This window comes from Variovorax sp. W2I14, assembly GCF_050435205.1.
Taxonomy (GTDB): Bacteria; Pseudomonadota; Gammaproteobacteria; order Burkholderiales; family Burkholderiaceae_C; genus Variovorax; species Variovorax paradoxus_C.
In genome coordinates this window covers 5,089,605-5,112,245 of sequence record NZ_JBNDJX010000001.1, presented here as the reverse complement: position 1 = coordinate 5,112,245, position 22,641 = coordinate 5,089,605, and the positions used below count along the sequence as shown (strand labels likewise).

18 protein-coding genes are annotated in these 22,641 nt (G+C 67.7%); 17 read left to right on the top strand and 1 reads right to left on the bottom strand.

Going from position 1 to position 22,641, the window contains the following annotated elements:
- Positions 1-18 precede the first annotated feature (18 nt).
- The 8 genes from QF040_RS23830 (at position 19) to QF040_RS23795 (ending at position 11,155) form a co-directional block, all read left to right on the top strand.
- Entirely contained in the window at positions 19-1,953 is a 1,935-nt protein-coding gene (locus tag QF040_RS23830; RefSeq protein WP_429613093.1) for an ABC transporter permease, read from the top strand.
- Entirely contained in the window at positions 1,950-2,744 is a 795-nt protein-coding gene (locus tag QF040_RS23825) for an ABC transporter ATP-binding protein (protein WP_429613092.1), read from the top strand. Before QF040_RS23830 ends, QF040_RS23825 begins: the two co-directional genes overlap by 4 nt.
- The gene (locus tag QF040_RS23820) at positions 2,741-3,475 is read left to right on the top strand and encodes an ABC transporter ATP-binding protein (protein ID WP_429613091.1); all 735 of its coding nucleotides are present in this window, start codon (positions 2,741-2,743) and stop codon (positions 3,473-3,475) included. The genes QF040_RS23825 and QF040_RS23820 overlap by 4 nt, the downstream gene beginning before the upstream one ends.
- A gap of 43 nt (positions 3,476-3,518) precedes the next feature.
- Positions 3,519-4,244 (top strand): bifunctional nicotinamidase/pyrazinamidase, encoded by a 726-nt coding sequence (gene pncA / locus QF040_RS23815; protein ID WP_429613090.1) that lies wholly within the window; start codon positions 3,519-3,521, stop codon positions 4,242-4,244.
- A 49-nt stretch (positions 4,245-4,293) separates the two neighbouring features.
- Complete coding sequence (locus tag QF040_RS23810) at positions 4,294-5,454, top strand: ABC transporter substrate-binding protein (protein ID WP_307651433.1); 1,161 nt, start codon at positions 4,294-4,296, stop codon at positions 5,452-5,454.
- The gene (locus QF040_RS23805; protein ID WP_429613089.1) at positions 5,432-5,932 is read left to right on the top strand and encodes a (2Fe-2S)-binding protein; all 501 of its coding nucleotides are present in this window, start codon (positions 5,432-5,434) and stop codon (positions 5,930-5,932) included. The genes QF040_RS23810 and QF040_RS23805 overlap by 23 nt, the downstream gene beginning before the upstream one ends.
- Before the next feature lie 151 nt (positions 5,933-6,083).
- A complete protein-coding gene (locus QF040_RS23800) occupies positions 6,084-9,845 on the top strand; it encodes a molybdopterin cofactor-binding domain-containing protein (RefSeq protein ID WP_429613088.1) in 3,762 nt (1,253 codons plus the stop codon).
- A gap of 122 nt (positions 9,846-9,967) precedes the next feature.
- Entirely contained in the window at positions 9,968-11,155 is a 1,188-nt protein-coding gene (locus QF040_RS23795) for a fumarylacetoacetate hydrolase family protein (protein WP_429613087.1), read from the top strand.
- A gap of 24 nt (positions 11,156-11,179) precedes the next feature.
- On the opposite strand, the gene QF040_RS23790 is transcribed toward QF040_RS23795, so the two are convergent.
- Positions 11,180-12,721, bottom strand: coding sequence for a YifB family Mg chelatase-like AAA ATPase (locus tag QF040_RS23790; protein ID WP_429613086.1), 1,542 nt, complete (start codon positions 12,719-12,721; stop codon positions 11,180-11,182).
- A 221-nt stretch (positions 12,722-12,942) separates the two neighbouring features.
- Between QF040_RS23790 and QF040_RS23785 the strand changes: the two genes are divergently transcribed.
- From QF040_RS23785 to QF040_RS23745, 9 genes are all read left to right on the top strand, one after another.
- Positions 12,943-13,812 carry a TorF family putative porin gene (locus QF040_RS23785; protein WP_429613085.1) on the top strand — a complete coding sequence of 290 codons (870 nt, stop codon included), beginning with the start codon at positions 12,943-12,945 and terminating at the stop codon, positions 13,810-13,812.
- Positions 13,813-13,878: 66 nt separating this feature from the next.
- Positions 13,879-14,217: a P-II family nitrogen regulator gene (glnK, locus tag QF040_RS23780; protein ID WP_007833403.1), complete on the top strand. Its 339-nt coding sequence runs from the start codon at positions 13,879-13,881 to the stop codon at positions 14,215-14,217.
- 28 nt (positions 14,218-14,245) lie between these two features.
- On the top strand, positions 14,246-15,790 hold the full coding sequence (locus tag QF040_RS23775; protein ID WP_200861448.1) for an ammonium transporter: 1,545 nt from the start codon (positions 14,246-14,248) through the stop codon (positions 15,788-15,790).
- A gap of 192 nt (positions 15,791-15,982) precedes the next feature.
- Positions 15,983-16,915, top strand: coding sequence for an SMP-30/gluconolactonase/LRE family protein (locus tag QF040_RS23770; protein ID WP_429613084.1), 933 nt, complete (start codon positions 15,983-15,985; stop codon positions 16,913-16,915).
- A gap of 287 nt (positions 16,916-17,202) precedes the next feature.
- Positions 17,203-18,084, top strand: coding sequence for a LysR substrate-binding domain-containing protein (locus tag QF040_RS23765; protein WP_429613083.1), 882 nt, complete (start codon positions 17,203-17,205; stop codon positions 18,082-18,084).
- A 129-nt stretch (positions 18,085-18,213) separates the two neighbouring features.
- On the top strand, positions 18,214-19,716 hold the full coding sequence (locus QF040_RS23760) for an FAD-linked oxidase C-terminal domain-containing protein (protein ID WP_429613082.1): 1,503 nt from the start codon (positions 18,214-18,216) through the stop codon (positions 19,714-19,716).
- 21 nt (positions 19,717-19,737) lie between these two features.
- Positions 19,738-20,829, top strand: a complete 1,092-nt coding sequence (gene glcE / locus QF040_RS23755) for a glycolate oxidase subunit GlcE (protein ID WP_429613081.1) — start codon at positions 19,738-19,740, stop codon at positions 20,827-20,829.
- Between the two features lie 23 nt (positions 20,830-20,852).
- Entirely contained in the window at positions 20,853-22,106 is a 1,254-nt protein-coding gene (gene glcF / locus QF040_RS23750) for a glycolate oxidase subunit GlcF (protein ID WP_429613080.1), read from the top strand.
- A gap of 89 nt (positions 22,107-22,195) precedes the next feature.
- Positions 22,196-22,621 carry a carboxypeptidase regulatory-like domain-containing protein gene (locus QF040_RS23745; RefSeq protein ID WP_429613079.1) on the top strand — a complete coding sequence of 142 codons (426 nt, stop codon included), beginning with the start codon at positions 22,196-22,198 and terminating at the stop codon, positions 22,619-22,621.
- Positions 22,622-22,641: the final 20 nt, after the last annotated feature.

Here is a 22,641-nt window from a genome sequence, read left to right as displayed (position 1 = left end):
AGTTTCCTCAGGGTCCTTATGAGCTTTTCAGGCTTCGTTGTTCAGTTGCTCAACGGGTTGGCCGGCGCGTCCTCGCTTTTCCTCGTGGCGGCCGGCTTGTCGTTGATCTTCGGCGTGACGCGCATCGTCAACTTCGCCCATGGATCGTTTTTCATGGTCGGCATCTATGTCGCGTACACGCTCGTCGAGAAGCTGGGTTCGAGCCTGGGCTTCTGGCCTGCGCTCCTGATCGCGGCGCTCGCGGTCGGCGTGCTCGGCGCGCTGATCGAGGTGCTGCTGCTGCGCCGCATCTACAAGGCGCCCGAGTTGTTCCAGCTGCTCGCCACCTTCGCGCTGGTGCTCGTCATCAAGGACGCGGTGCTGTGGCTCTGGGGGCCTGACGAACTGCTCGGCCCGCGCGCGCCAGGACTCAAGGGCTCCATCGAAATCCTCGGTCGCCAGTTTCCTTCCTACGACCTGTTCCTGATCGTCGTCGGCCCACTCGTGCTCGGCCTCGTCTGGCTGCTGCTCACCCGCACGCGCTTCGGCACGCTGGTGCGCGCCGCCACGCAAGACCGCGAGATGGTGAGCGCGCTCGGCGTCAACCAGGCCTGGCTCTTCACCGCGGTGTTCGCGCTTGGCGCACTGCTTGCGGGTCTCGGCGGTGCGCTGCAACTGCCGCGCGAACCCGCCACGTTGGAGATGGACCTCAACACCATCGGCGCCGCGTTCGTGGTGGTGGTGGTCGGCGGCATGGGCTCGCTGCCCGGGGCTTACGTGGCCGCATTGCTCATCGCCGAGATCAAGGCCGTGTGCATCTGGCTCGGCGTGGTGCAGATCTTCGGCGTCGACGTGTCCTTCTCCAAGCTCACGCTGATGGTCGACTTCCTCGTGATGGCGATCGTGCTGGTCTGGCGGCCGTGGGGCCTGTTCGGCCGGCCGCAGGCGCCGAGCCGCTACGTCGGCATGCAGGAAGAGCCGCTGCGCCGGCCGAGCAATGCCTACCTCATCGCCGCCGCGGTGCTCGCACTGATGCTCGCGGTCCTGCCGTTCCTGACGGTGAATTCGCCCTACACGATGGTGCTGATGATCGACCTGCTGATCGCCGCGCTCTTCGCGACCAGCCTGCACTTCATCATGGGTCCGGCGGGTATGCACTCGTTCGGACATGCCGCGTACTTCGGGCTCGGTGCCTACGGCGCCGCATTGCTGGTGCGCTCGCTGCACCTGCCGATGGAACTCGCACTGATCGTCGCGCCGGTCGTGGCTGCGCTCGGCGCGCTGGTCTATGGCTGGTTCGCGGTGCGGCTCTCGGGCGTCTACCTTGCGATGCTCACGCTGGCCTTCGCGCAGATCACCTGGGCCATCACCTACCAATGGGACAGCTTCACCGGCGGCAGCAACGGCCTGACCGGCGTGTGGCCCTCCGAGTGGCTCTCGAACAAGCAGGCGTATTACTGGCTCACGCTGGTGCTCGTCGGCGCCGGCGTGTGGTGGCTGCGCCGCGTGCTGTTCTCGCCCTTCGGCTATGCGCTGCGCGCGGGCCGCGACTCGGTGCTGCGCGCCGACGCCATCGGCATCGACGTGAAGCGCATGCAGTGGATGGCCTTCGTCATCGCGGGCACGGTGGCCGGGTTGGCCGGTGCGCTCTACGCGTTCTCCAAGGGCAGCATCTCGCCAGAGAGCCTGTCGGTCGGCAAGTCGGTCGACGGCCTCGTGATGGTGCTGCTCGGCGGCATCCAGACGCTCGCGGGCCCGGTGGTCGGCGCCGTCACCTTCACCTGGCTGCACGACACCGTGGCGCGCAACACCGACTACTGGCGCGCGATGCTCGGCGCCATCATCCTGATCCTGGTGCTGCTGTTCCCGCAAGGTATCGCAGGCTCCGTCAAGCAACTCGCCGACCGCTGGCGCGCTCCGAAGAATGATGAAACCGCTGAAGCAGATGCGAAGCTCAAGGAGGTGAAGGCATGAGCCTTCTCAAAGTAGACAACCTGGGCAAGTCCTTCGGCGGCGTGAAGGCCGTCGACGGCATCAGCTTCGAGCTGCCCGCGGGCGAACTGCTCGCGCTCATCGGCCCCAACGGCGCGGGCAAGTCCACCACCTTCAACATGGTCAACGGCCAGCTGAAGGCCGACCAGGGCTCGATCACGCTCGACGGCCATGAGCTCGTGGGCCGCAAGCCCCGCGAGATCTGGCGCAAGGGCGTGGGCCGCACCTTCCAGATCGCCGAAACTTTTGCCTCGCTCACTGTCGTCGAGAACGTGCAGATGGCCTTGCTCTCGCACGACCAGAAGCTGTTCTCGATGTGGCGCCGCGCGGCCGACCACAAGCGCGACGAAGCGCTCGCGCTGCTCGATCAGGTGGGCATGAAGTCGCAGGCAGACCGGCCTTGCAGCGTGCTGGCATACGGCGACGTGAAGCGCGTCGAACTCGCCATTGCGATGGCCAACAGCCCCAAGCTCCTCTTGATGGACGAGCCCACCGCCGGCATGGCGCCCAAGGAGCGCAACTCGCTCATGGCATTGACCAAGGACCTCGTGATCCAACGCGGCATGGCCGTGCTCTTCACCGAGCACAGCATGGACGTGGTGTTCGCGTACGCCGACCGCATGATCGTGCTCGCGCGCGGCCGCCTCATCGCGCAGGGCAAGCCGCTGGAGATTCGCGACCATCCGAAGGTGCAGGAGGTGTATTTCGGCAGCGGCAAGACATTCGAGAAGATCGCAGAGAAAGCCGCAGCGCTGGGAGTGACAACCGCATGAGCACGCACGAACCTCTTCTTCAAGCCAAGGCGCTGTGCGCCTGGTACGGCGCCGCGCAGATCCTGTACGACGTCGACCTCGACGTGCGCCGCGGCGAAGTCGTCGCGCTCATGGGCCGCAACGGCGCGGGCAAGTCGACCACGCTGAAGGCGCTGATCGGCATGCTCGCCAAGCGCCGTGGCGTGGTGCGCTTCCTGGGCCACGACATTTCGAAGAGCGAGCCGCACCACGCGGCGCGCCTCGGCCTCGGCTTCGTGCCCGAAGACCGGCGCGTGTTCACCGACCTCACGGTGATGGAGAACCTCGAAGTCGGCAAGCAGCCCGCACGCCAATGGGCCGACGGCACCGAGGCGCCACTGTGGACGCCGGAGCGCCTGTTCAAGCTCTTTCCCAATCTCGGCGAAATGCCCAACCGCCCCGGTGGTCGCATGAGCGGCGGCGAGCAGCAGATGCTGACCGTCGCGCGCACGCTGATGGGCAACCCCTACCTCGTGCTGCTCGACGAGCCGTCCGAAGGCGTGGCGCCCGTCATCGTCGAACAGATGGCCAACATGATCCTGGAGCTCAAGGCGCAAGGCGTGAGCATCCTCCTGTCGGAGCAGAACATGCACTTCGCCGAGCTCGTGTCCGACCGGGCCTATGTGCTCGAGAAGGGCCAGATCCGCTATCACGCCACGATGGCCGAACTTTCTGCCAACGAAGAAGTGCGCCGCGCGTATCTCAGCGTTTGATCGTTTCCCTGATCGTTTTCGTCAACCCACCGGAGTCCACACCATGCATCGCAGAATCGTCTTGAAGTCCGCAGCAGCCCTTGGGCTCATGAGCGGCCTCGGCAGCTTCGGCCTCTCCGCTTTCGCAGCCGGCAAGATCAAGCCCGGCAGCAAGGCCGCACTCATCGTGGTCGATGTGCAGAACTGCTTTCTCGACGGCGGCACGCTCGCGGTGAAGGGCGGCAACGAGGTGATCCCGGTCATCAACGGCCTCGCACCCGCGTTCGAGAACATCGTTGTCACGCAGGATTGGCACACGGCCGGCCATGCGTCTTTTGCGAGCACCTACTCGGGCAAGAAGCCCTTTGAAACGACCAAGCTCAACTACGGCACGCAGGTGCTGTGGCCCGACCACTGCGTGCAGGGCACCGAAGATGCCGCGCTCGGCAAGGACCTGAAGGTGCCGACCGCGCAGCTCATCATCCGCAAGGGCTTCCACAAAGAGATGGACAGCTACTCGGCCTTCGAGGAAGCCGACCACAAGACGGCCACCGGCCTCGCGGGCTACCTCAAGGCGCGCGGCATCAAGACCGTGTTCGTCACGGGTCTGGCCACCGACTTTTGCGTGGCCTGGACCGCGATGGATGCGCGCAAGGCCGGCTTCGAGGCCTACGTGATCGAAGACGCCACGCGCGGCATCGACCTGAACGGCTCGCTCGCCGCCGCATGGAAGCAGATGACCGCCAAGGGCGTCAAGCGCATCCAGTCGGCGGACATCCAGACCGCCTGAAGGCGCCGCGGCACCACCCCCAACCACAACAACTCCGAAGCAACGACGCATGAAGCTTTCGATTTCAAGGCGCGCCATGGTGGCGGGCGGCGCAGCCCTGGCATTGGGCCCGGGCCTTCTCCGGTCGGCACGCGCAGAGAACGGCGTGACCGACACCACCATCCGCATCGGCCAGTCGGCCGTGTTCAGCGGGCCGGCCAAGGACTTCGGCGTCGACTACCGCGCGGGCATCAAGCTCTACTTCGACCGCGTCAACAAGTCGGGCGGCATCAACGGCCGCAAGATCGAACTCGTCACGTATGACGATGCCTACGACCCCGCGAAGACGGCCGTCAACACCGCCAAGCTGATCGACGAGGACAAGGTCTTCGCGCTCACCGGCTTCGTGGCTACCGGCAACCTCGCGGCGGCGATGCCGCTCGCCGAGAAGGCGGGCGTGCCGATGTTCGCGCCGCTGGTGGGCACCACCTCGTTCCGCACCAAGGTCAATCGCTACCTCTTTCATGTGCGCGCGGGCTACGACTTGGAGCTGCGCAAGATCATCAGCCACCTCTCGACCATCGGCATCTCGTCGATCGCGGTGGTGTTCCAGGACAGCCCCTTCGGCAAGTCGAACCTCGCCACCTGCGAGCAGCTCGCGGCCGAATACAAGGTGCAGGTGGTCAAGACGCTGCCGCTGGCCATCACCGCGGAAGACGCGAAACAGGTCGCCACCGAAATCTCCGCGGCCAAGCCCGGCGCGGTCGTGATGATCATGGCCGGCCGCATGGTCGAGACCTTCATTCGCGACTACCGCGCGGGCGGCGTGGGCGCGCCGCTGTACACGCTCTCGGTCGGCATCACCGATGCGGCCGGCTCGGCCAAGCGGCTGGACGGCAAGCTCGCGGGCCTGGTCACGGCCAGTATCGTGCCGCCGCCCAACGCGCAGCGCGTGCCCATCGTGGCCGACTACCAGCGCGACCGCGCCGAGTTCGGCGAGAAGATCGACAGCTACACCACGCTGGAGGGCTACATCGTCGCGCGCGTGATGGTCGAGGGCCTGCGCCGCGCGGGCAAGACGCTCACGCGCGACAGCTTCATCGCGGGGCTCGAGAGCATCGGCAGCACGCGCTTCGGCGATTTCCCCATCGACTACAGCGCGAAGAACCACAACGGCTCGACCTTCGTGGATCTGGAGATGTACACCCGTGACGGCCAGTTGCGGCGCTGAGCCGCTGCACCTGCAGGTCAACGGGCAGGCCCAGTCGCTCGCGGGCGTGTCCCGCGAGGCGTCGCTGCTGCACGTTCTGCGCAACGACCTTGGGCTCAACGGGCCGAAGTACGGATGCGGGTTGGGGCAGTGCGGTGCGTGCACGGTGCATGTCGATGGTGTGGCTGCGCGTTCGTGCGTGATTCCTGCGCATGGCGTGGCCGGGCGAGCTGTCACCACGCTCGAAGGCCTTGGCATGCGCGGGCGCTGGCATCCGGTGCAGGCCGCCTTCGAGGAAGCGCAGGCCGCGCAGTGCGGCTATTGCCTCAACGGCATGGTGATGCAGGCAGCGGCGCTGCTCGCGCGCGATCCGCATGCAAGCGAAGCGCGCATCCGCAGCGAACTGTCGGGCAACCTGTGCCGCTGCGGCACGCACATTGAAATCCTTGACGCCGTGCAGCGCGCGGCCGTGCGCATGAGCGCAAAGGTGAATCCATGAGCGGCCGGTCTTGTCCCCGCTCCCTGTCTTGTTCCCTCTCCCTCTGGGAGAGGGTTAGGGTGAGGGCATCGGCCTTCGCACAAGCACAGCCTTTGCTATCGCCGCTTTCCCTCACCCCAAGCCTCTCCCCGAGGGGAGAGGGAGCAAGCCTGTGACACGCCGCGCCGACCTGCCGCAGACCCGCGCGGAGTTCCTCGCCGCCGATGGCGTGCTCCTCGTCGTGCGCGAGACGCCGCCCGCGCCGGCGCCCGCCAAGGGCCAACCAATGGCGATCGCCGGCAATCCCATCGAAGGCGACGAGGTCCTGATCGCCGTGTGGGACGACGGCAGCGTCTCCGCGCTCAACGGCCACGTCGATCTCGGCACCGGCATCCAGACCGCGCTCGCGCAGATCGTGGCCGAAGAGCTCGACCTTGGCATGCCATGCGTGCGCATGATGCTGGGCGACACCGCGCGCGTCCCCAACCAGGGCGCGACGATCGCAAGCGCATCGATCCAGATCCATGCGCAGCCGCTGCGCCTTGCCGCTGCACAGGCGCGCGCGTGGCTGCTCGCGCGCGCGGCCGAACGCTTGGATATGGCGGTCGATGCGCTGCAGGTGCGCAACGGTGTGGTGCGCGTCACGGAGACACCGGACCGCCACATCAATTACGCGGACCTCGTGGCGCATCAGCGCACGGTGCTGCGCCTCGACCCCGCCGCGAAGCCCAAGGACCCCGCCGACTACCGCATCGTCGGCACGCGGCAGGCGCGCGTGGACATTCCCGCCAAGCTCGCGGGCGAGCTCGTGTTCGTGCACGACATGCGCGTGCCCGGCATGCTGCATGGCCGCGTCGTGCGTCCGCCGTACGCGGGCGCGGACCACGGCGACTTCATCGGCAACACGCTCGAGTCGGTCGATGAATCGTCGATTGCGCACATCCCCGGCATCCGCGCCGTCGTCGTGGTTCGCGACTTCGTCGGCATCGTCGCCGAGCGCGAGGAGCACGCCGAGCAGGCGCTGCGCGAGCTGCGCGTCACCTGGAAGCCGTGGCCCGGCATGCCCGACCTTTCCGATGTCGCGCAGGCCCTGCGCGACAACCCCTCGACGCAGCGCTTGCTGGTCGACGAAGGCGATGTCGATGGCGCCATTGCTTCGGCTGCGAAGCCGATGCCGCGCACCTACGTATGGCCCTACCAGATGCACGCCTCGATCGGCCCCTCGTGCGCGCTGGCCGACTGGCAACCGGCCGACGACAGCGGCGTGCAGTTGCGTGTGTGGGCCGGCTCGCAGAACCCGCACGTGCTGCGCGCGGACCTGGCGAAGCTCATGGCCGTGGACGACGTGCAGGTCGACGTGGTCCGCATGGAAGCCGCCGGCTGCTACGGCCGCAACGGCGCCGACGACGTGGCGGCCGATGCGGCGCTGCTCGCACGCGCCGTCGGTGCGCCGGTGCGCGTGCAGCTCACGCGCGAACAGGAACACGCGTGGGAGCCCAAGGGCGCCGCGCAACTCATGGAAGTCGATGGCGGCCTGATGGCCGACGGCCGCATCGCCGCCTACGACTTCGAGACTTCTTATCCATCGAACGGCGCACCCACGCTCGCGCTGCTGCTCACGCGCACCATCGAGCCGGTCGCGCAGGCCTACGAGATGGGCGACCGCACCGCGCGACCGCCCTACAGCTACGACAACCTGCGCGTGAAGGTCAACGACATGGCGCCGATCGTGCGCGCCTCGTGGTTGCGCGGCGTGTCGGCGCTGCCGAGTTCGTTCGCGCACGAGTCGTACATCGACGAGCTGGCGACGGCCGCGGGCGTCGATCCGGTGCAGTTTCGCTTGCGCCACCTCAACGATCCGCGCGCGGTCGAGCTCGTGCAGGCCACCGCGCAGAAGGCCGGCTGGCGCATGCGCACCGGCCCGCAGGAGAACGCGGACGGCGGGCTGGGCGAGGGCGGCGACATCCTCTTTGGCCAGGGCTTTGCGTACGCGCGCTACATCCACAGCAAGTGGCCGGGCTTCGGCGCCGCATGGGCCGCGTGGGTGGCTGACGTGGAGGTCAACCGCAAGACCGGCGAGGTGCATGTGCGCCGCGTGGTGGTGGGGCACGACGCGGGACTGATGGTCAACCCCGCGGGCGTCGAGCACCAGGTGCACGGCAACGTGATCCAGACCACGAGCCGCGCGCTCATGGAAGAGGTGAAATTCGCGCCGCAGCAGGGCACGCCGTCGGGCGGCGCGCAGCTGCCGGGCGTGCTGCCGACCGGCGTGGTGGCGAGCCGCGAATGGGGCAGCTACCCGATCATCAATTTCCGGGACGTGCCGGTGATCGAGGTGATGCACATGCCGCGGCCGGGCGAGCCGTCGCTGGGCGCGGGCGAGTCGTCGTCGGTGCCGGGGACGGCTGCGATTGCGAATGCGATCTTCGATGCGACGGGGGTGCGGTTCAGGGCGCCGCCGTTCACGCCGGAGACGGTGTTGGCCGAGTTGAACCGGGGGGCGCTCCCTCCCCCTCTGGGGGAGGGCGGGGGTGGGGGCGTGCGGCGCTCGAGTGGTGACGCCGCTGTGCCCCCATCCCAACCTTCCCCCGGAAGGGGAAGGAGCAAGACGGATGCGCCTTGGCCTGGGCGCAAAAGTGTGTGGGCGACGGGCGCCGCGCTTTTCATCGGCGGCATCGGCGTCATCGCCGGCCTGCTCGGCTGGCGCTCCGCCATCGCACCCGTTTCGCTCACGGCGCCGGTCTACAGCGAAGCCACCATCGAACGCGGCCGCGTGCTCGCTGCGCTCGGCGACTGCGCGGTGTGCCACACCGCACCCGGCGGCGCGGCCAACGCGGGCGGCCGCGCGATGGACACGCCCTTCGGCACGCTCTACACCACCAATCTCACGCCCGATGCCGACACCGGCCTCGGCCGCTGGTCCTTCAGCGCGTTCCAGCGCGCGATGCGCGAAGGCGTCTCGCGCGACGGCCATCACCTGTATCCGGCGTTTCCGTACACCGCGTTCGCCAAGACCAGCGACGACGACCTGCAGGCGCTCTATGCGTACTTCATGTCGATGCCCGCGGTGCGCGCGGAAACGCCGAAGTCCGAACTCAAGTTCCCGTTCAGCATGCGGCCGCTGATGGCCGGATGGAACGCGCTCTTCCACGACCCCGCACCGCTGCAGCCCGTCGCCACGCAAAGCGCCGAGTGGAACCGCGGCGCTTACCTCGTCAACGGCCTCGGCCATTGCGGCGCCTGCCACACGCCGCGCAATGCGTTCGGGGCGGAGCAGGGCGGCAGCGCGTTTCTCTCGGGCGCGATGGTCGACGGCTGGGAGGCGCCCGCGCTCACGCACCTGTCGAAGTCCGCCGTGCCATGGGACACCGAAGAGCTCTACCGGTACCTGCGCAACGGCCACACGCAAAGCCACGGCATCGCCGGCGGCCCGATGGCCGAGGTGGTGCGCGAACTCGGGCAGGTGTCCGACGCCGACGTGCGCGCGATGGCGACCTACCTCGGCTCCTTCAACCCCGCACCTGCCGCCGATCCGCAAGCCCTCGCGCAACAGGCCGTCGACAACGCCGCCCGCACGCAAGGCCAACTGCTCGGCCCCGCGCAGCGCATGTTCGACAGCGCCTGCGCCTCCTGCCACCACGACGGCAACGGCCCCACGCTGCTGGGCGTGAACACGCCGCTCGCGCTCAACAGCAGCCTCACGAGCGCGCGGCCCGACAACCTGCTGCGCACCATCCTCGACGGCGTGCGCGAGCCGGCGAACCGCGAGATCGGCTTCATGCCGGCCTTCCGCGAAGCGCTCGACGACCGGCAGATCGCCGAGCTGGCCGGTTACATGCGCGCGCGCTTCGCACCGCAGGAGCCGGCGTGGACCGACCTGCCCGCGCAGGTGGCGCGCGCACGCGCCGCGAAGGCGCACGGGGCGGGGCACTGAACCCAGTGTCCCGGTGCGCCCGCGGACGCACCGCCGACGCTACGATGCGGCGTCGCGCACCGGCCTCGTTGCTCGTTCGCGCGCTGCACCACTGAACACCATCAACGGAGACACACAGCACCATGGCCCTGAACCTCTCGCCCGCGACCAGCCTTCCCACCGACGCCGACCGCGCCACCCTGGTCGGCCGCATCTGGCAACCCGATGTGGGCCCGGTGCTGGTGGCCGTGCACGAAGGCGGCCTGCATGACCTGTCGAAGCTCGCGCCGACCATGAGCGACCTGCTCGAAGCCAAGGGATCGCCGTCCGCCGCTGTGCGCGAAGCGCTCAAGAGCGGCAAGGCGCCGCGCATCGCCGCGCTCGATGCCGTGCTCGCCAACAGCGACGAGACCGCGCGCGACAACGGCAAGCCCTGGCTGCTCGCACCCTGCGACCTGCAGGTCATCAAGGCCAGCGGCGTGACCTTCGTGGCGAGCCTGCTCGAGCGCGTGATCGAGGAGCAGGCTCGCGGCGATGCGTCGAAAGCCGAGGCCACGCGCGCGGCCATCGGCAAGGTGCTCGGCGACAACCTCGCCGACATCGTGCCCGGCTCGCCCGAGGCTGCACGGGTGAAGGAAGTGCTGATCGCGCAGGGCGTGTGGTCGCAGTACCTCGAAGTGGGCATCGGCCCCGATGCCGAGATCTTCACCAAGGCCCCGGTGCTCGCCGCCGTGGGCACCGGCGCCGACGTGGGCATCCATTCGGGCTCGGTCTGGAACAACCCCGAGCCCGAGGTCGTGCTCGCCGTCAACAGCCGCGGCGAGACGCTGGGTGCCGCGCTCGGCAACGACGTCAACCTGCGCGACTTCGAAGGCCGCAGCGCACTGCTGCTCGGCAAGGCGAAGGACAACAACGCCTCGTGCGCGATCGGTCCATTCATCCGCCTGTTCGACGAGCATTTCGGCATCGCCGACGTGCGGCGCATCACCGTGGGGCTCCAGGTGACCGGGCCCGAAGGCTTCGTGCTCGAAGGCTCGAGCTCGCTCACGAAGATCAGCCGCGATCCGCTGGACATCGTGTCGCAGGCTGTTGGCATTCACCACGACTACCCGGACGGCTTCATGCTGTTTCTGGGCACCATGTTTGCGCCGACGCAGGACCGGCATGGGCCGGGGCAGGGGTTCACTCATGTCGTGGGGGACCATGTGCGCGTCGGTGCGCCGGAATTGGGCGCGTTGTTCAACCGCGTCGTGCATTCGGATCAGGCGCCGCGCTGGACTTTCGGGCTGAGTGCGCTGATGCGCAACCTGGGCGCGCGCGGCCTGTTGTAGCCCCGGTCGTCGGCGCGGCGTGCCTCACGCCACGCCGTGCAACCCCCTGCGGTACTGCACCGCCTCCGCCACATGCACGACCTGCACCGTCTCCGACGAAGCCAGGTCCGCAATCGTGCGCGCCACCTTCAGCGCCCGGTGCGTGCTGCGCGCCGACCAGCCCAGCTTGGCGGCCGCGTTGTAGATGAACTTGAGCGCCGTGGCGTCCAGCTCCGCATGCTTGTCGATCGCGCTGCCCTGCAGGTTCTGGTTGGCGTGGCCCTGGCGCTGCATCGCGCGTTCGCGCGCCGCCACCACGCGGCTGCGGATGCTCTCGGTCGATTCGCCTGGAGGTGAGTTGAGCAGCTGCTCCGCCGACACCGCCGGCACTTCGATGTGCAGGTCGATGCGGTCCAGCAGCGGCCCGCTGAGCTTGCCCTGGTAACGCGAGACCTGGTCCGGCGTGCAGCGGCAAGACTTCAGCGACGAACCGAGATAGCCGCAAGGGCAGGGATTCATCGCCGCGATCAGCTGGAAGCGCGCAGGGAATTCGGCGCGACGCGCAGCACGGACGATCGTGATCGTGCCGGTCTCCAGCGGTTCGCGCAGCGCCTCCAAGGCAGAGCGCGCGAATTCGGGAAATTCGTCAAGGAACAGCACGCCGTGGTGCGCTCTTGAAATCTCGCCCGGCCGCGGCGGCGAGCCGCCGCCCACCAATGCCACCGCGGAAGAGGTGTGATGCGGCGCCGAAGTCGGCCTGCACATCCACCGCTCCGTCGCGAAGCGCCCGCCCAAGCTGGCGACCGCCGCGCTCTCCAGCGCCTCGTCGATGCTCATCACCGGCAGCAGGCCCGCAAAGCGCTGCGCGAGCATCGACTTGCCCGAGCCCGGCTCGCCCACCATCAACAGGCTGTGGCCGCCGGCCGCGGCGATCTCGAGCGCGCGCTTGGCACCGACATGGCCCTTGACCTCGGCCAGGTCCGCGTACTGCGATGCGGCGATGCCCGGTGTGACGTGGATCCGCGCCCAGCCATCGTCGGAGGGCTCGGGTGCCGCGGCCTTGTCGTCCTCGGGCAGGAACTGCCGCACCACATCGAGCAGGTGCCTCGCGCCGTACACCTCTCCGCCGGGCACCAGCGCGGCCTCTTGCGCGCTGTCCATCGGCAGCACCAGCTTCGTCGCGACGCCGCGCGTGTGCAGCGCCAGCGCCATGGCCAGCGCGCCGCGCACCGGCCGCAGCTCGCCCGACAGCGACAGCTCGCCCGCGAACTCGTGCCCCGCCAGCCGCGTGCCCTGGATCTGCCCGCTGGCCGCGAGGATGCCCAGCGCAATCGGCAGATCGAAGCGGCCGGAATCCTTTGGCAAATCGGCCGGCGCCAGACTGACGACGATTTTTTTGTTGTTTGGAAACTCCAACCCCGCGTTCTGGATGGCCGAGCGCACCCGGTCGCGCGATTCCTTCACCTCGGTTTCCGCCAGCCCCACGAGCGTGAAACTGGGCAAACCGTTCGCCAGATGCACCTCGACCGTGACATCGGCCGCTTCCAGCCCAAGCAAAGCGCGGCTTTGCACCAAAGACAGACTCATTTTTCTCCCTCTCCCCAAGATGGTGCATCCATCTTTTGTTGACCCCACGGCCGCGCGGCACGCTGGTGCCTGCAACCGATCGAAACAACGCTTGTAACGAATTGGCGCTCATCGGCAGCCATTCGCTTCCTGCTGGATGAAGGTATTCGTGCACTTTGGCACGCTCCCTGCTTTGAGGGTGTCAGGTCCCCAACACTTACTTACTTGCGAGGAGTTTCCCGATGACGCACCGTTCCGCCGTTCAGGCGCTGATCGTTCTGGCCACTGCATTGACCGCATCGGGCGCCGCCCTGGCGCAGACGGCTCCGGCAGATCCGGCGCCGGCCCCGGCTCCCTCGCTGACCGGCAACATCTCGCTGACCACGAACTACAAGTTCCGCGGCCAGGACCAGGACATGATCGGCCGCAACGACTACGCCAAGACCCGCGGCCTGAAGCCCGCCATCCAGGGCGGCTTCGACTACGCCTTCGGCGACAGCGGCTTCTACGTGGGCAACTGGAACTCGAGCGTCAACTGGCTCAAGGGCAACAGCATCGAGACGGACCTGTACGGCGGCTACAAGTTCAAGGCCGGCCCGATCGACATGGACGTTGGTGCGCTCACCTATATCTACCCGGGCAACTCCGTGGGCAACACCACCGAGCTCTACCTGGGCGCCACCTACGCCAACGAAACCTTCGGCTCGTTCACCGCCAAGTACTCGCACACCGTCTCCAAGGACTACTTCGGCTACGCCGGCAACAAGCTCGGCTCGGGCCTGAAGGGCCGCAACACCGGCTACCTGAACCTCGCGTACAGCAAGGAAATCGTGCCCAAGGTCACGCTGAAGGCGGCGGTCGGCTTCACGAACATGTCCAGCGACATCCGCAGCCTGGGCTACAAGAGCTATGTCGACTACAACGTCGGCGCCTCGTACGACTTCGGCAACGGCCTGTCGCTCACCGGCTCGGTGCAGGGCGCCAACAAGAAGGCGAACTACCAGGTCGTCGCAAACCCGGGCATCGAGATCCCCGACTTCGGCACCTTCGGCACGACGTACTACTCGCCGAACAAGGCGCGCTTCATCCTCACGCTGACGAAGACGCTCTAAATAAGAACAACGAGGTGCGGCCCAAGCTGCCGCACCATTCCATTTCCATCCAAAGGAGAAGTTCACATGAAGCTGGTCACAGCCATCATCAAACCGTTCAAGCTCGACGAAGTGCGTGAAGCACTGTCGGCGATCGGCGTGCAGGGGATCACCGTCACCGAGGTGAAGGGCTTCGGCCGCCAGAAGGGCCACACCGAGCTCTACCGCGGCGCGGAGTACGTGGTCGACTTCCTGCCCAAGGTCAAGATCGAAGCGGCCGTCTCCGACGACCTGGTCGATCGCGTGATCGAAGCCGTCGAAGGTGCAGCGCGCACCGGCAAGATCGGCGACGGAAAGATTTTTGTCTACAACCTCGAGCAGGTCGTACGCATCCGCACCGGCGAAACGGGCCGCGAAGCCCTCTGATCGAGTCTGGCCCGAAAGAACAACGATTATGAAAAAACTGCTTGTCTCTCTTGCGCTCGGCCTGAGCGTTCTCGCCGCCGGCACCTCCGGCTTTGCACAGACGCCCGCCGCGCCTGCTGAAGCGCCCGCCGCATCCGCGCCGGCTGCCGCAGCACCCGCGGCCGCTCCCGCCGCTGCAGCGCCTGCCGCCGCAGCAGCTGCCGCACCCGCCGCGGCCGAAGCAGCACCTGCTGCGGCACCCGCGCCGTCCTTCAACAAGGGCGACACCAGCTGGATGATGCTGTCCACGCTGCTCGTGATCATGATGACCATCCCCGGCCTCGCGCTGTTCTACGGCGGCCTGGTCCGCAGCAAGAACATGCTGTCGGTGCTGATGCAGGTGATGGTCACGTTCTCGCTGATCGTCGTGCTGTGGCTCATCTACGGCTACAGCCTCGCGTTCACCGAGGGCAATGCCTTCATCGGCGGATTCGACCGGCTCTTCATGAAGGGGATCTTCGATCCGGCCACCGGCGTGTTCGCAGCCGGCGCAACCTTCAGCAAGGGCGTCTACATCCCCGAACTGCTGTTCGCCGCCTTCCAGGCCACGTTCGCCGGCATCACCTGCTGCCTGATCGTGGGCGCCTTCGCCGAACGCGCCAAGTTCTCGGCAGTGCTGCTGTTCATGGTGATCTGGTTCACCTTCAGCTATGCACCGCTGGCTCACATGGTCTGGTTCTGGATGGGCCCTGACGCCTACACCGCCGCCAACGTGGTGGACGCACAGAACGCCAAGGCCGGCCTGATCTGGCAGTGGGGCGCTCTCGACTTCGCAGGCGGCACCGTGGTGCACATCAACGCAGCCGTCGCCGGCCTCGTGGGCGCCTTCCTGATCGGCAAGCGCGTGGGCTACGGCAAGGAAGCCTTCACGCCGCACTCGCTCACGCTCACCATGGTCGGCGCTTCGCTGCTGTGGGTCGGCTGGTTCGGCTTCAACGCAGGTTCGGCCCTGGAAGCCGGCACCAGCGCCGTGCTCGCCTTCATGAACACCTTCTCGGCCACCGCCGCCGCCGTGCTCGCATGGTGCATCGGTGAAGCGCTGATGCGCGGCAAGGCTTCGATGCTGGGTGCCGCTTCGGGCGCCGTTGCAGGCCTCGTGGCCATCACCCCGGCCGCCGGCAACGTCGGCCTGATGGGCGCCATCGTCATCGGCTTCATCGCCGGCTTCGCCTGCCTCTGGGGCGTCAACGGTCTCAAGAAGCTGCTCGGCGCGGACGACTCGCTTGACGTGTTCGGCGTGCACGGTGTCGGCGGTATCGTCGGCGCGCTGCTCACCGGCGTGTTCAACACCCAGGCCCTGGGCGGCCCCGGCCTCGTGGGCGACTGGGTCACGGCCAGCGTCGTCTCCAACGGCATCGGCGCCCAGGTCTGGATCCAGCTCAAGGGCGTGCTGCTGACCATCGTGTGGTCGGGCGTGGTGGCGTTCATCGCCTTCAAGATCGCCGACCTCACCATCGGCCTGCGTGTGTCGGAAGAAGAAGAGCGCGAAGGCCTCGACATCTCCTCGCACGGCGAGACTGCCTACAACCGTTGATCGGCCACTGGGGAGCCCTCATCAGGGGTTCCCCAGCCGGATGACCACCATCCTTTTTCTTCACAAGAACAATTCTTCGTAACGAGTTTTTCAAGCGAGGTCTCCTTTGGATGTTCAGCCCGCGAGCGCTTCGGCGCCAGCGGGCTTTTTTTTGCCTGCCGCCGCCATCGCCAGGGGCACAATCGCCCCACCATGTGGACCTCCCTCGACAACAGCCTCTGCGAGCTCGGCGAATCGCCGTTCTGGCACCCCGAAGAACGCTCCCTCTACTGGCTCGACATCCCAGGCCGCGCCGTGTTGCGAACGCGCGGCGAGATCGGCACACCGGCTGCCACCGTCGAGCGATGGTCGCTCTCCACCGAACCCGGCTGCATGGCGCCGGCCCGAAGCGGCGGCCTCGTGATCGCGCTGCGCGACGGCATCTACCGCGCGCGCGAATGGGGCGGTGAGCTGGTTGCGATGGCGCGCGTCGAGCACGACGTGCGCACCATGCGCTTCAACGACGGCAAGTGCGATCCGCTCGGCCGCTTCTGGGGCGGTTCGCTCAACGAGGCGAAAGACCGCGCCAACGCCGCGCTCTACTGCTTCGATGCGCGCCCCGGCACCGACATCGCTCCCACGCTTTCGCAAATGGCCAACGAGTCCACCACCGCCAACGGCCTCGCGTTCTCCCCCGACGCACGCACCCTGTACTGGGCCGACACCGCCGCGCACCTGGTCTGCGCATGGGACTGGGACGCCGAGGGCAACGCGCTCTCGCACGCCCGCGTGTTCCACCAGTTCGATGCCAAGCCCGAAGGCTGGACACCCGACTCGTCCGTTCGCTACGAAGGGCGGCCCGATGGCGCGACGGTCGATGCGGAAGGCCACTACTGGGTCGCGATGTTCGAAGGCGCGCAACTGTTGCGCTTCGCTCCGTCGGGCGAGATCGTGGCGTCGGTGCCCGTGCCTGTTCAATGCCCGACCATGCCGTGCTTTGGTAGCGACGATTTGAAGACGCTGTTTGTCACCAGCGGTCGCAAGGGCCGGCCTGCGGCGGAGATCGAACGGCTTCCGGCATCGGGCACTGTGATCTCGATGCGCGTCGATACGCCTGGGTTGCCCGTCAACTTCTTCGAGGACTGAAGTGGGGCATCCAGGGCGCGATCACGCCGACGGGGTACGCGGCGAAGCGAATGTCCCCCGCCTTCGGCTCCTCCTTGATTTCGCTGCGCAAGGCACCCCATCGGCGTGCTCGTTGTCCAGTGCAGTCATTGATCGGCCAGCACCACGACAGCGCCTTGCGTGCGCAGGGCATCGGGTGCTCCCCGCAGCGAAATCAAGGAGGAGGGCGAAGCCCGGGGGACATTCGCGGAGGGGAGTACCCGGTGGCCTGTGCACGCGCCCTGAACAAGAGATCAGAGCGTAAGACGATGGCCCTCCAGCACATCCCGCCCATCCAGTGCTTGCTCACCTTCGAAGCCGTGGCGAGATTGCGTCACGCGGGCCGAGCAGCCGACGAGCTGTGCGTCACCCCCAGTGCAGTCAGTCACCGCATCCGCCAACTCGAAGCGCACGTCGGCTTCAAGCTCTTCGGCCGCAGTGACTTCAGCCTGACGGCGGACGGCGCGGCCTACCTTGCGAACGTGCGCACCGGCCTCGCGGCACTGCAAGCCACGCCGCTGGCCAACGCCGCACCGCGCGCCACGCGGCTGCGCATCGCCGTCACGCCGACCTTCAGCCGCCAGTTCCTGATGCCCCGGCTCGAACTGTTCCGCAACATCTATCCGGACATCGAACTCGTGCTGCAGGTGTCGATCCCGCTGCTCGACGTGACGGCGGAGCAGGCCGACCTCGAAGTGCGCTACGGCACCGGCGCCTATGCCGACTGCGAACACCGTCTGTTGCTCGAGGAAGAAGTGGTGCCTGCGTGCAGCCCGAGCTTCCTCAACGAGTTCGGCCCGTTCGACGGATTCCGCACTGCCGCCGAAATCGCGAGCGCGCGGCTCATCCGCAGCCCGCTCGAACCCTGGGGCACCTGGTTCGCGCACTGCGGCATCGACCAGCCCGAGCCGCATGTCGGCTCGCAATTCAACGACCTGGGGCTGGTCTACGACGCGGCCGCGAGCGGCTTCGGCGTGGCGCTGGTGCGGCAGAAGATGGGCGCTGCGTGGTTCGAATCGGGGCGGCTCGTGGCGCTCTCCGACAAGGCCGTGCCGTCGCCGCACCGGCACACCATCTGCTGGCAGCCCGGCACCCTCGAGCGCTGGGAGTGCGCGGCCTTCGTCGACTGGCTTGCGCAGAGCCTGCGCTGAGCGGGCGGCCGGGCGGCCGGCAAAGTTCTTTCAAGCGCGGCGCAAAAAAGCTTCAACCCGGCGCCGCCGCATTTCCGTAGAGTGCGGTACCCCCGAGACATCCGCCAGAAAAGACAAGAGGCCCGCCGCATGAATGCGCCGCTCACTGCCGTCCAGCAAGATTCGCTACAGAAAACGGAGCGCCAGTCGCAGGTAGTGCGTGCGCTGCAAGCCCACCTGCCCGCGCATGCCTTGATCTGGCATGCCGAAGACACCACGCCTTACGAGTGCGACGGCCTCACCGCCTACCGGCAGCGGCCGCTCGTCGTGGCCCTGCCCGAGACCGAGGCACAGGTCGCCGCCGTGCTCAAGACCTGCCATCAGCTTGGCGTGCCCGTGGTGGCGCGCGGCGCGGGTACCGGGCTCTCGGGCGGCGCGATGCCGCATGCGCTGGGCGTGACGCTGTCGCTCGCCAAGTTCAACCGCATCCTGAAGATCGACCCGGTGAGCCGCACGGCCGTCGTGCAGTGCGGCGTGCGCAACCTCGCGATCAGCGAGGCGGCCGCGCCGTTCAACCTCTACTACGCGCCCGATCCGTCGAGCCAGATCGCCTGCACCATCGGCGGCAACGTGGCCGAGAACTCGGGCGGCGTGCATTGCCTGAAGTACGGTCTCACGCTGCACAACGTGCTGCGCGTGCGCGGCTTCACTGCGGAGGGCGACGCGATCGAATTCGGCGGCGAGGCGCTCGATGCGCCGGGGCTCGACCTGCTCGCACTCGTCATCGGCAGCGAAGGGATGCTGGCCGTGACCACCGAGGTCACCGTCAAGCTCGTGCCCAAGCCGCAGCTCGCGCGCTGCATCATGGCCAGCTTCGACGACGTGCGCAAAGCCGGCGATGCGGTCGCGGCGGTGATCGCGGCGGGCATCATCCCCGCGGGGCTGGAGATGATGGACAAGCCGATGACCGCTGCCGTCGAAGATTTCGTGCGCGCGGGCTACGACCTCGATGCCGCGGCGATCCTGCTGTGCGAATCGGACGGCACACCTGAAGAAGTGGAAGAGGAAATCGGCCGCATGACCGCCGTGCTGCGCGGCTGCGGCGCCACCGCCATCGCGGTGAGCAACAGCGAAGAAGAGCGCATGAAATTCTGGAGCGGCCGCAAGAACGCCTTTCCGGCGTCGGGCCGCATCAGCCCCGACTACATGTGCCTGGATTCCACCATTCCGCGCAAGCGCCTCGCGGACATCCTGCTCGCGATCCAGGAGATGGAGAAAAAGTACAACCTGCGCTGCTGCAACGTGTTCCACGCGGGCGACGGCAACCTGCATCCGCTGGTGCTGTTCGATGCGAACGACCCCGACGAGCTGCATCGCTGCGAGCTTTTCGGCGCCGACATCCTGGAGACCAGCGTCGCGATGGGCGGTACGGTGTCGGGCGAGCACGGCGTGGGCGTCGAAAAGCTCAACAGCATGTGCGTGCAGTTCACCGCGGCCGAGAACGAGCAGATGTTCGGCGTGAAGCGCGCCTTCGATCCGGCCGGGTTGTTGAACCCTGGCAAGGTGATTCCGACGCTGCAGCGCTGCGCCGAGTACGGCAAGCAGGTGGTGCGTGGCGGGAAGTTGCCGCATCCCGATCTGCCGCGCTTCTGAGAACAACAACAAAAAGAGACCATGGATTCAGCTCTCCACCAGATCGCAGAGCGCATCCGCGCCGCAGCCGCCGGCGCCACGCCGCTTTGCATTCGCGGCGGTGGCACCAAGGATTTTTACGGCGAGGCGCTGCAAGGCGACATCCTCGACACCACAGCGCTCACGGGCATCACGAGCTACGAGCCGAGCGAGCTCGTTGTCACCGTGCGCGCAGGTACGCCGCTCGCCGAACTCGACGCCGCGTTGGCAGGGAAAGGGCAATGCCTGCCCTTCGAGCCGCCGCACTTCGGCAGCGGCGGCACCGTAGGCGGCATGGTCGCCGCTGGCCTCAGCGGCCCCGCGCGCGCCAGCGTGGGCGCGGTGCGCGACTACGTGCTCGGTGCCACGCTGGTCAACGGCCGCGGTGATGTCCTGAGCTTTGGCGGGCAGGTGATGAAGAACGTCGCGGGCTATGACGTCTCGCGCGTGCTCGCGGGCTCGCTCGGTACGCTGGGCGTGATCGCCGAGGTGAGCCTCAAGGTGCTGCCCATCGCGCCGGCCGAGGCCACGCTGGAATTCGCCTGCAGCCAGGCCGATGCGCTGCGGCTGCTCAATGAATGGGGCGGCCGGCCGCTGCCGCTGAATGCGAGCTGCTGGTTTGAACACGGCGGAGCCGGTGCGCTCTACCTGCGGCTGCGCGGCGCGGTTGCTGCCGTGGAGGCGGCATGCACGCACCTCGGCGGCGAGCGCAAGGACGACGCACGTGCCGCCGCCGACTGGCAGGCGCTGCGCGACCAGCCGTTGCCGTGGTTCGACACCTCCGACGGAACGGATGCACTCTGGCGCCTGTCGGTGCCGCAGACCGCGCCGGTGCTCGCCATCGATGGCAACGCGCCTCTGATCGAGTGGCACGGCGGACAGCGCTGGTACAAGGCGCGGCCCGATCAAGCCGCACGCATCCGCGAGGCCGCGCACGCAGCAGGCGGACACGCCACGCTGTTCAGAACGCCTGTCTCCAACATCCCCCGCTTCGACGCGATGAGCGCCCCGATCGCCCGCATCCACCGCGCGCTGATGCAGGAGTTCGATCCGCACCGCATCTTCAACCGCGGCCGCCTTTTCGCAGACGCATAAAAAAGAGACGACAACACCCCGCGATGCAAACCGAACTCGCCCCCGAATTCCGCGACACCGACGAAGGCCGCGAAGCCGAAGCCATCCTGCGCAAATGCGTGCACTGCGGCTTCTGCACCGCCACCTGCCCGACCTACCAGCTGCTCGGCGACGAGCTCGACGGCCCGCGCGGTCGCATCTACCTCATCAAGCAGGTGCTCGAAGGCAAGGCGCCGACGCGCAGCACGCAGTTGCACCTCGACCGGTGCCTGACCTGCCGCAACTGCGAGAGCACCTGCCCGAGCGGCGTGCAGTACGGCAACCTCGTGGACATCGGCCGCAAGATCGTCGACGAGAAGGTGCCGCGCCCCGCGATGGAATCGGCCACGCGCTGGCTGCTGAAGGAAGGGCTGCCGTCGCCGCTCTTCGGCCCCGCGATGAAGCTCGGGCAGTCGGTGCGCAGCCTGTTGCCCGATGCGCTCAAGGCCAAGGTGCCGGCGAAGCAGGATGCGGGCGCCTGGCCCACCGCCACGCATGCGCGCAAGGTGCTGATGCTCGCGGGCTGCGTGCAGCCGTCGATGATGCCCAACATCAACAGCGCCACCGCGCGCGTGCTCGATGCGGCCGGCATCCAGGTCGTGATCGCGAAGGAGGCCGGCTGCTGCGGCGCGGTGAAGTTCCACCTCAACGACCAGGAAGGCGGAAAGGCGCAGATGCGCGCCAACATCGATGCGTGGTGGCCAGAGGTCGAGCGCAATGAAGTCGAAGCCATCGTGATGAACGCGTCGGGCTGCGGCGTCACGGTGCGCGAGTACGGCCACATCCTGCAGCACGACCCGGCGTATGCGGCGAAGGCGAAACGCATCAGCGAACTGACGCGCGACCTGAGCGAGCTGCTGCCCGATCTCGTGCCCGCGTTGAAGGCCCGCGTGCGCGCGCCCGAAGGCGTGGTCGCGTATCACCCGCCCTGCACGCTGCAGCATGGCCAGAAGCTGCGCGGTGGCGTCGAGACGCACCTGCGTGCATTGGGTTTCGACGTGCGCGTGGCGATGAACGAATCGCACCTGTGCTGCGGCTCGGCCGGCACGTATTCGGTGCTGCAACCCGAGCTGGCCTATCCGCTGCGCGACCGCAAGCTGGGGCACCTGAAGCAACTGCAGCCGGTCACCATCGCCTCAGCCAACATCGGCTGCATCACGCACCTGCAAAGCGGCAGCGGAGAGACGCCGGTTCGGCACTGGGTCGAGCTGCTGGACGCCGCGCTGGATCGCGTGGCGGGCGCGCAGGGTAGGGCCTGATCGCACAGCAGGGCAGGGCGCGGTCCGACTCGCGCGGCGGACGCTTGCGGCGCATCATGACGACACCGAATCTGCAAGGAGCCTGTGCCATGTCCCACGTTACCCAACTTCCGCTGCGACGCGTTCTGCTGGCCTGCGCTTGCGTGGCCGGTGCCGTGGCGGCGCACGCCCAGTCCGCCATGCCCGCGTGGCAGGGCGCCGGCCCGACGCGCTACGTCTGCGGCGGCATCGGCTCCGACGAATCGAACGCAATGCGCGCAGCCATGAAGGAGCATCCGCTCTCGCTGCTGTTTGCGCGCGCCGACGGCGCCTACATGGCCAGCGTGGACGTCACGATCAAGGGCGGCGACACCAACTCCTCCGCTGCCATGGCCTTTCGCGCCGGCGGGCCGGTATGCCTGATCGACATTCCCGACGGGCGCTACACCATCGATGTCACCACGCCCGGCGGGCAGGCCAAGAGCCAGACGGTGACGGTGGGCGGCGGCGCGAAGACCGCCAGCTTCCGCTTCTGAAGAGGGCGTGAAGCGGGTGC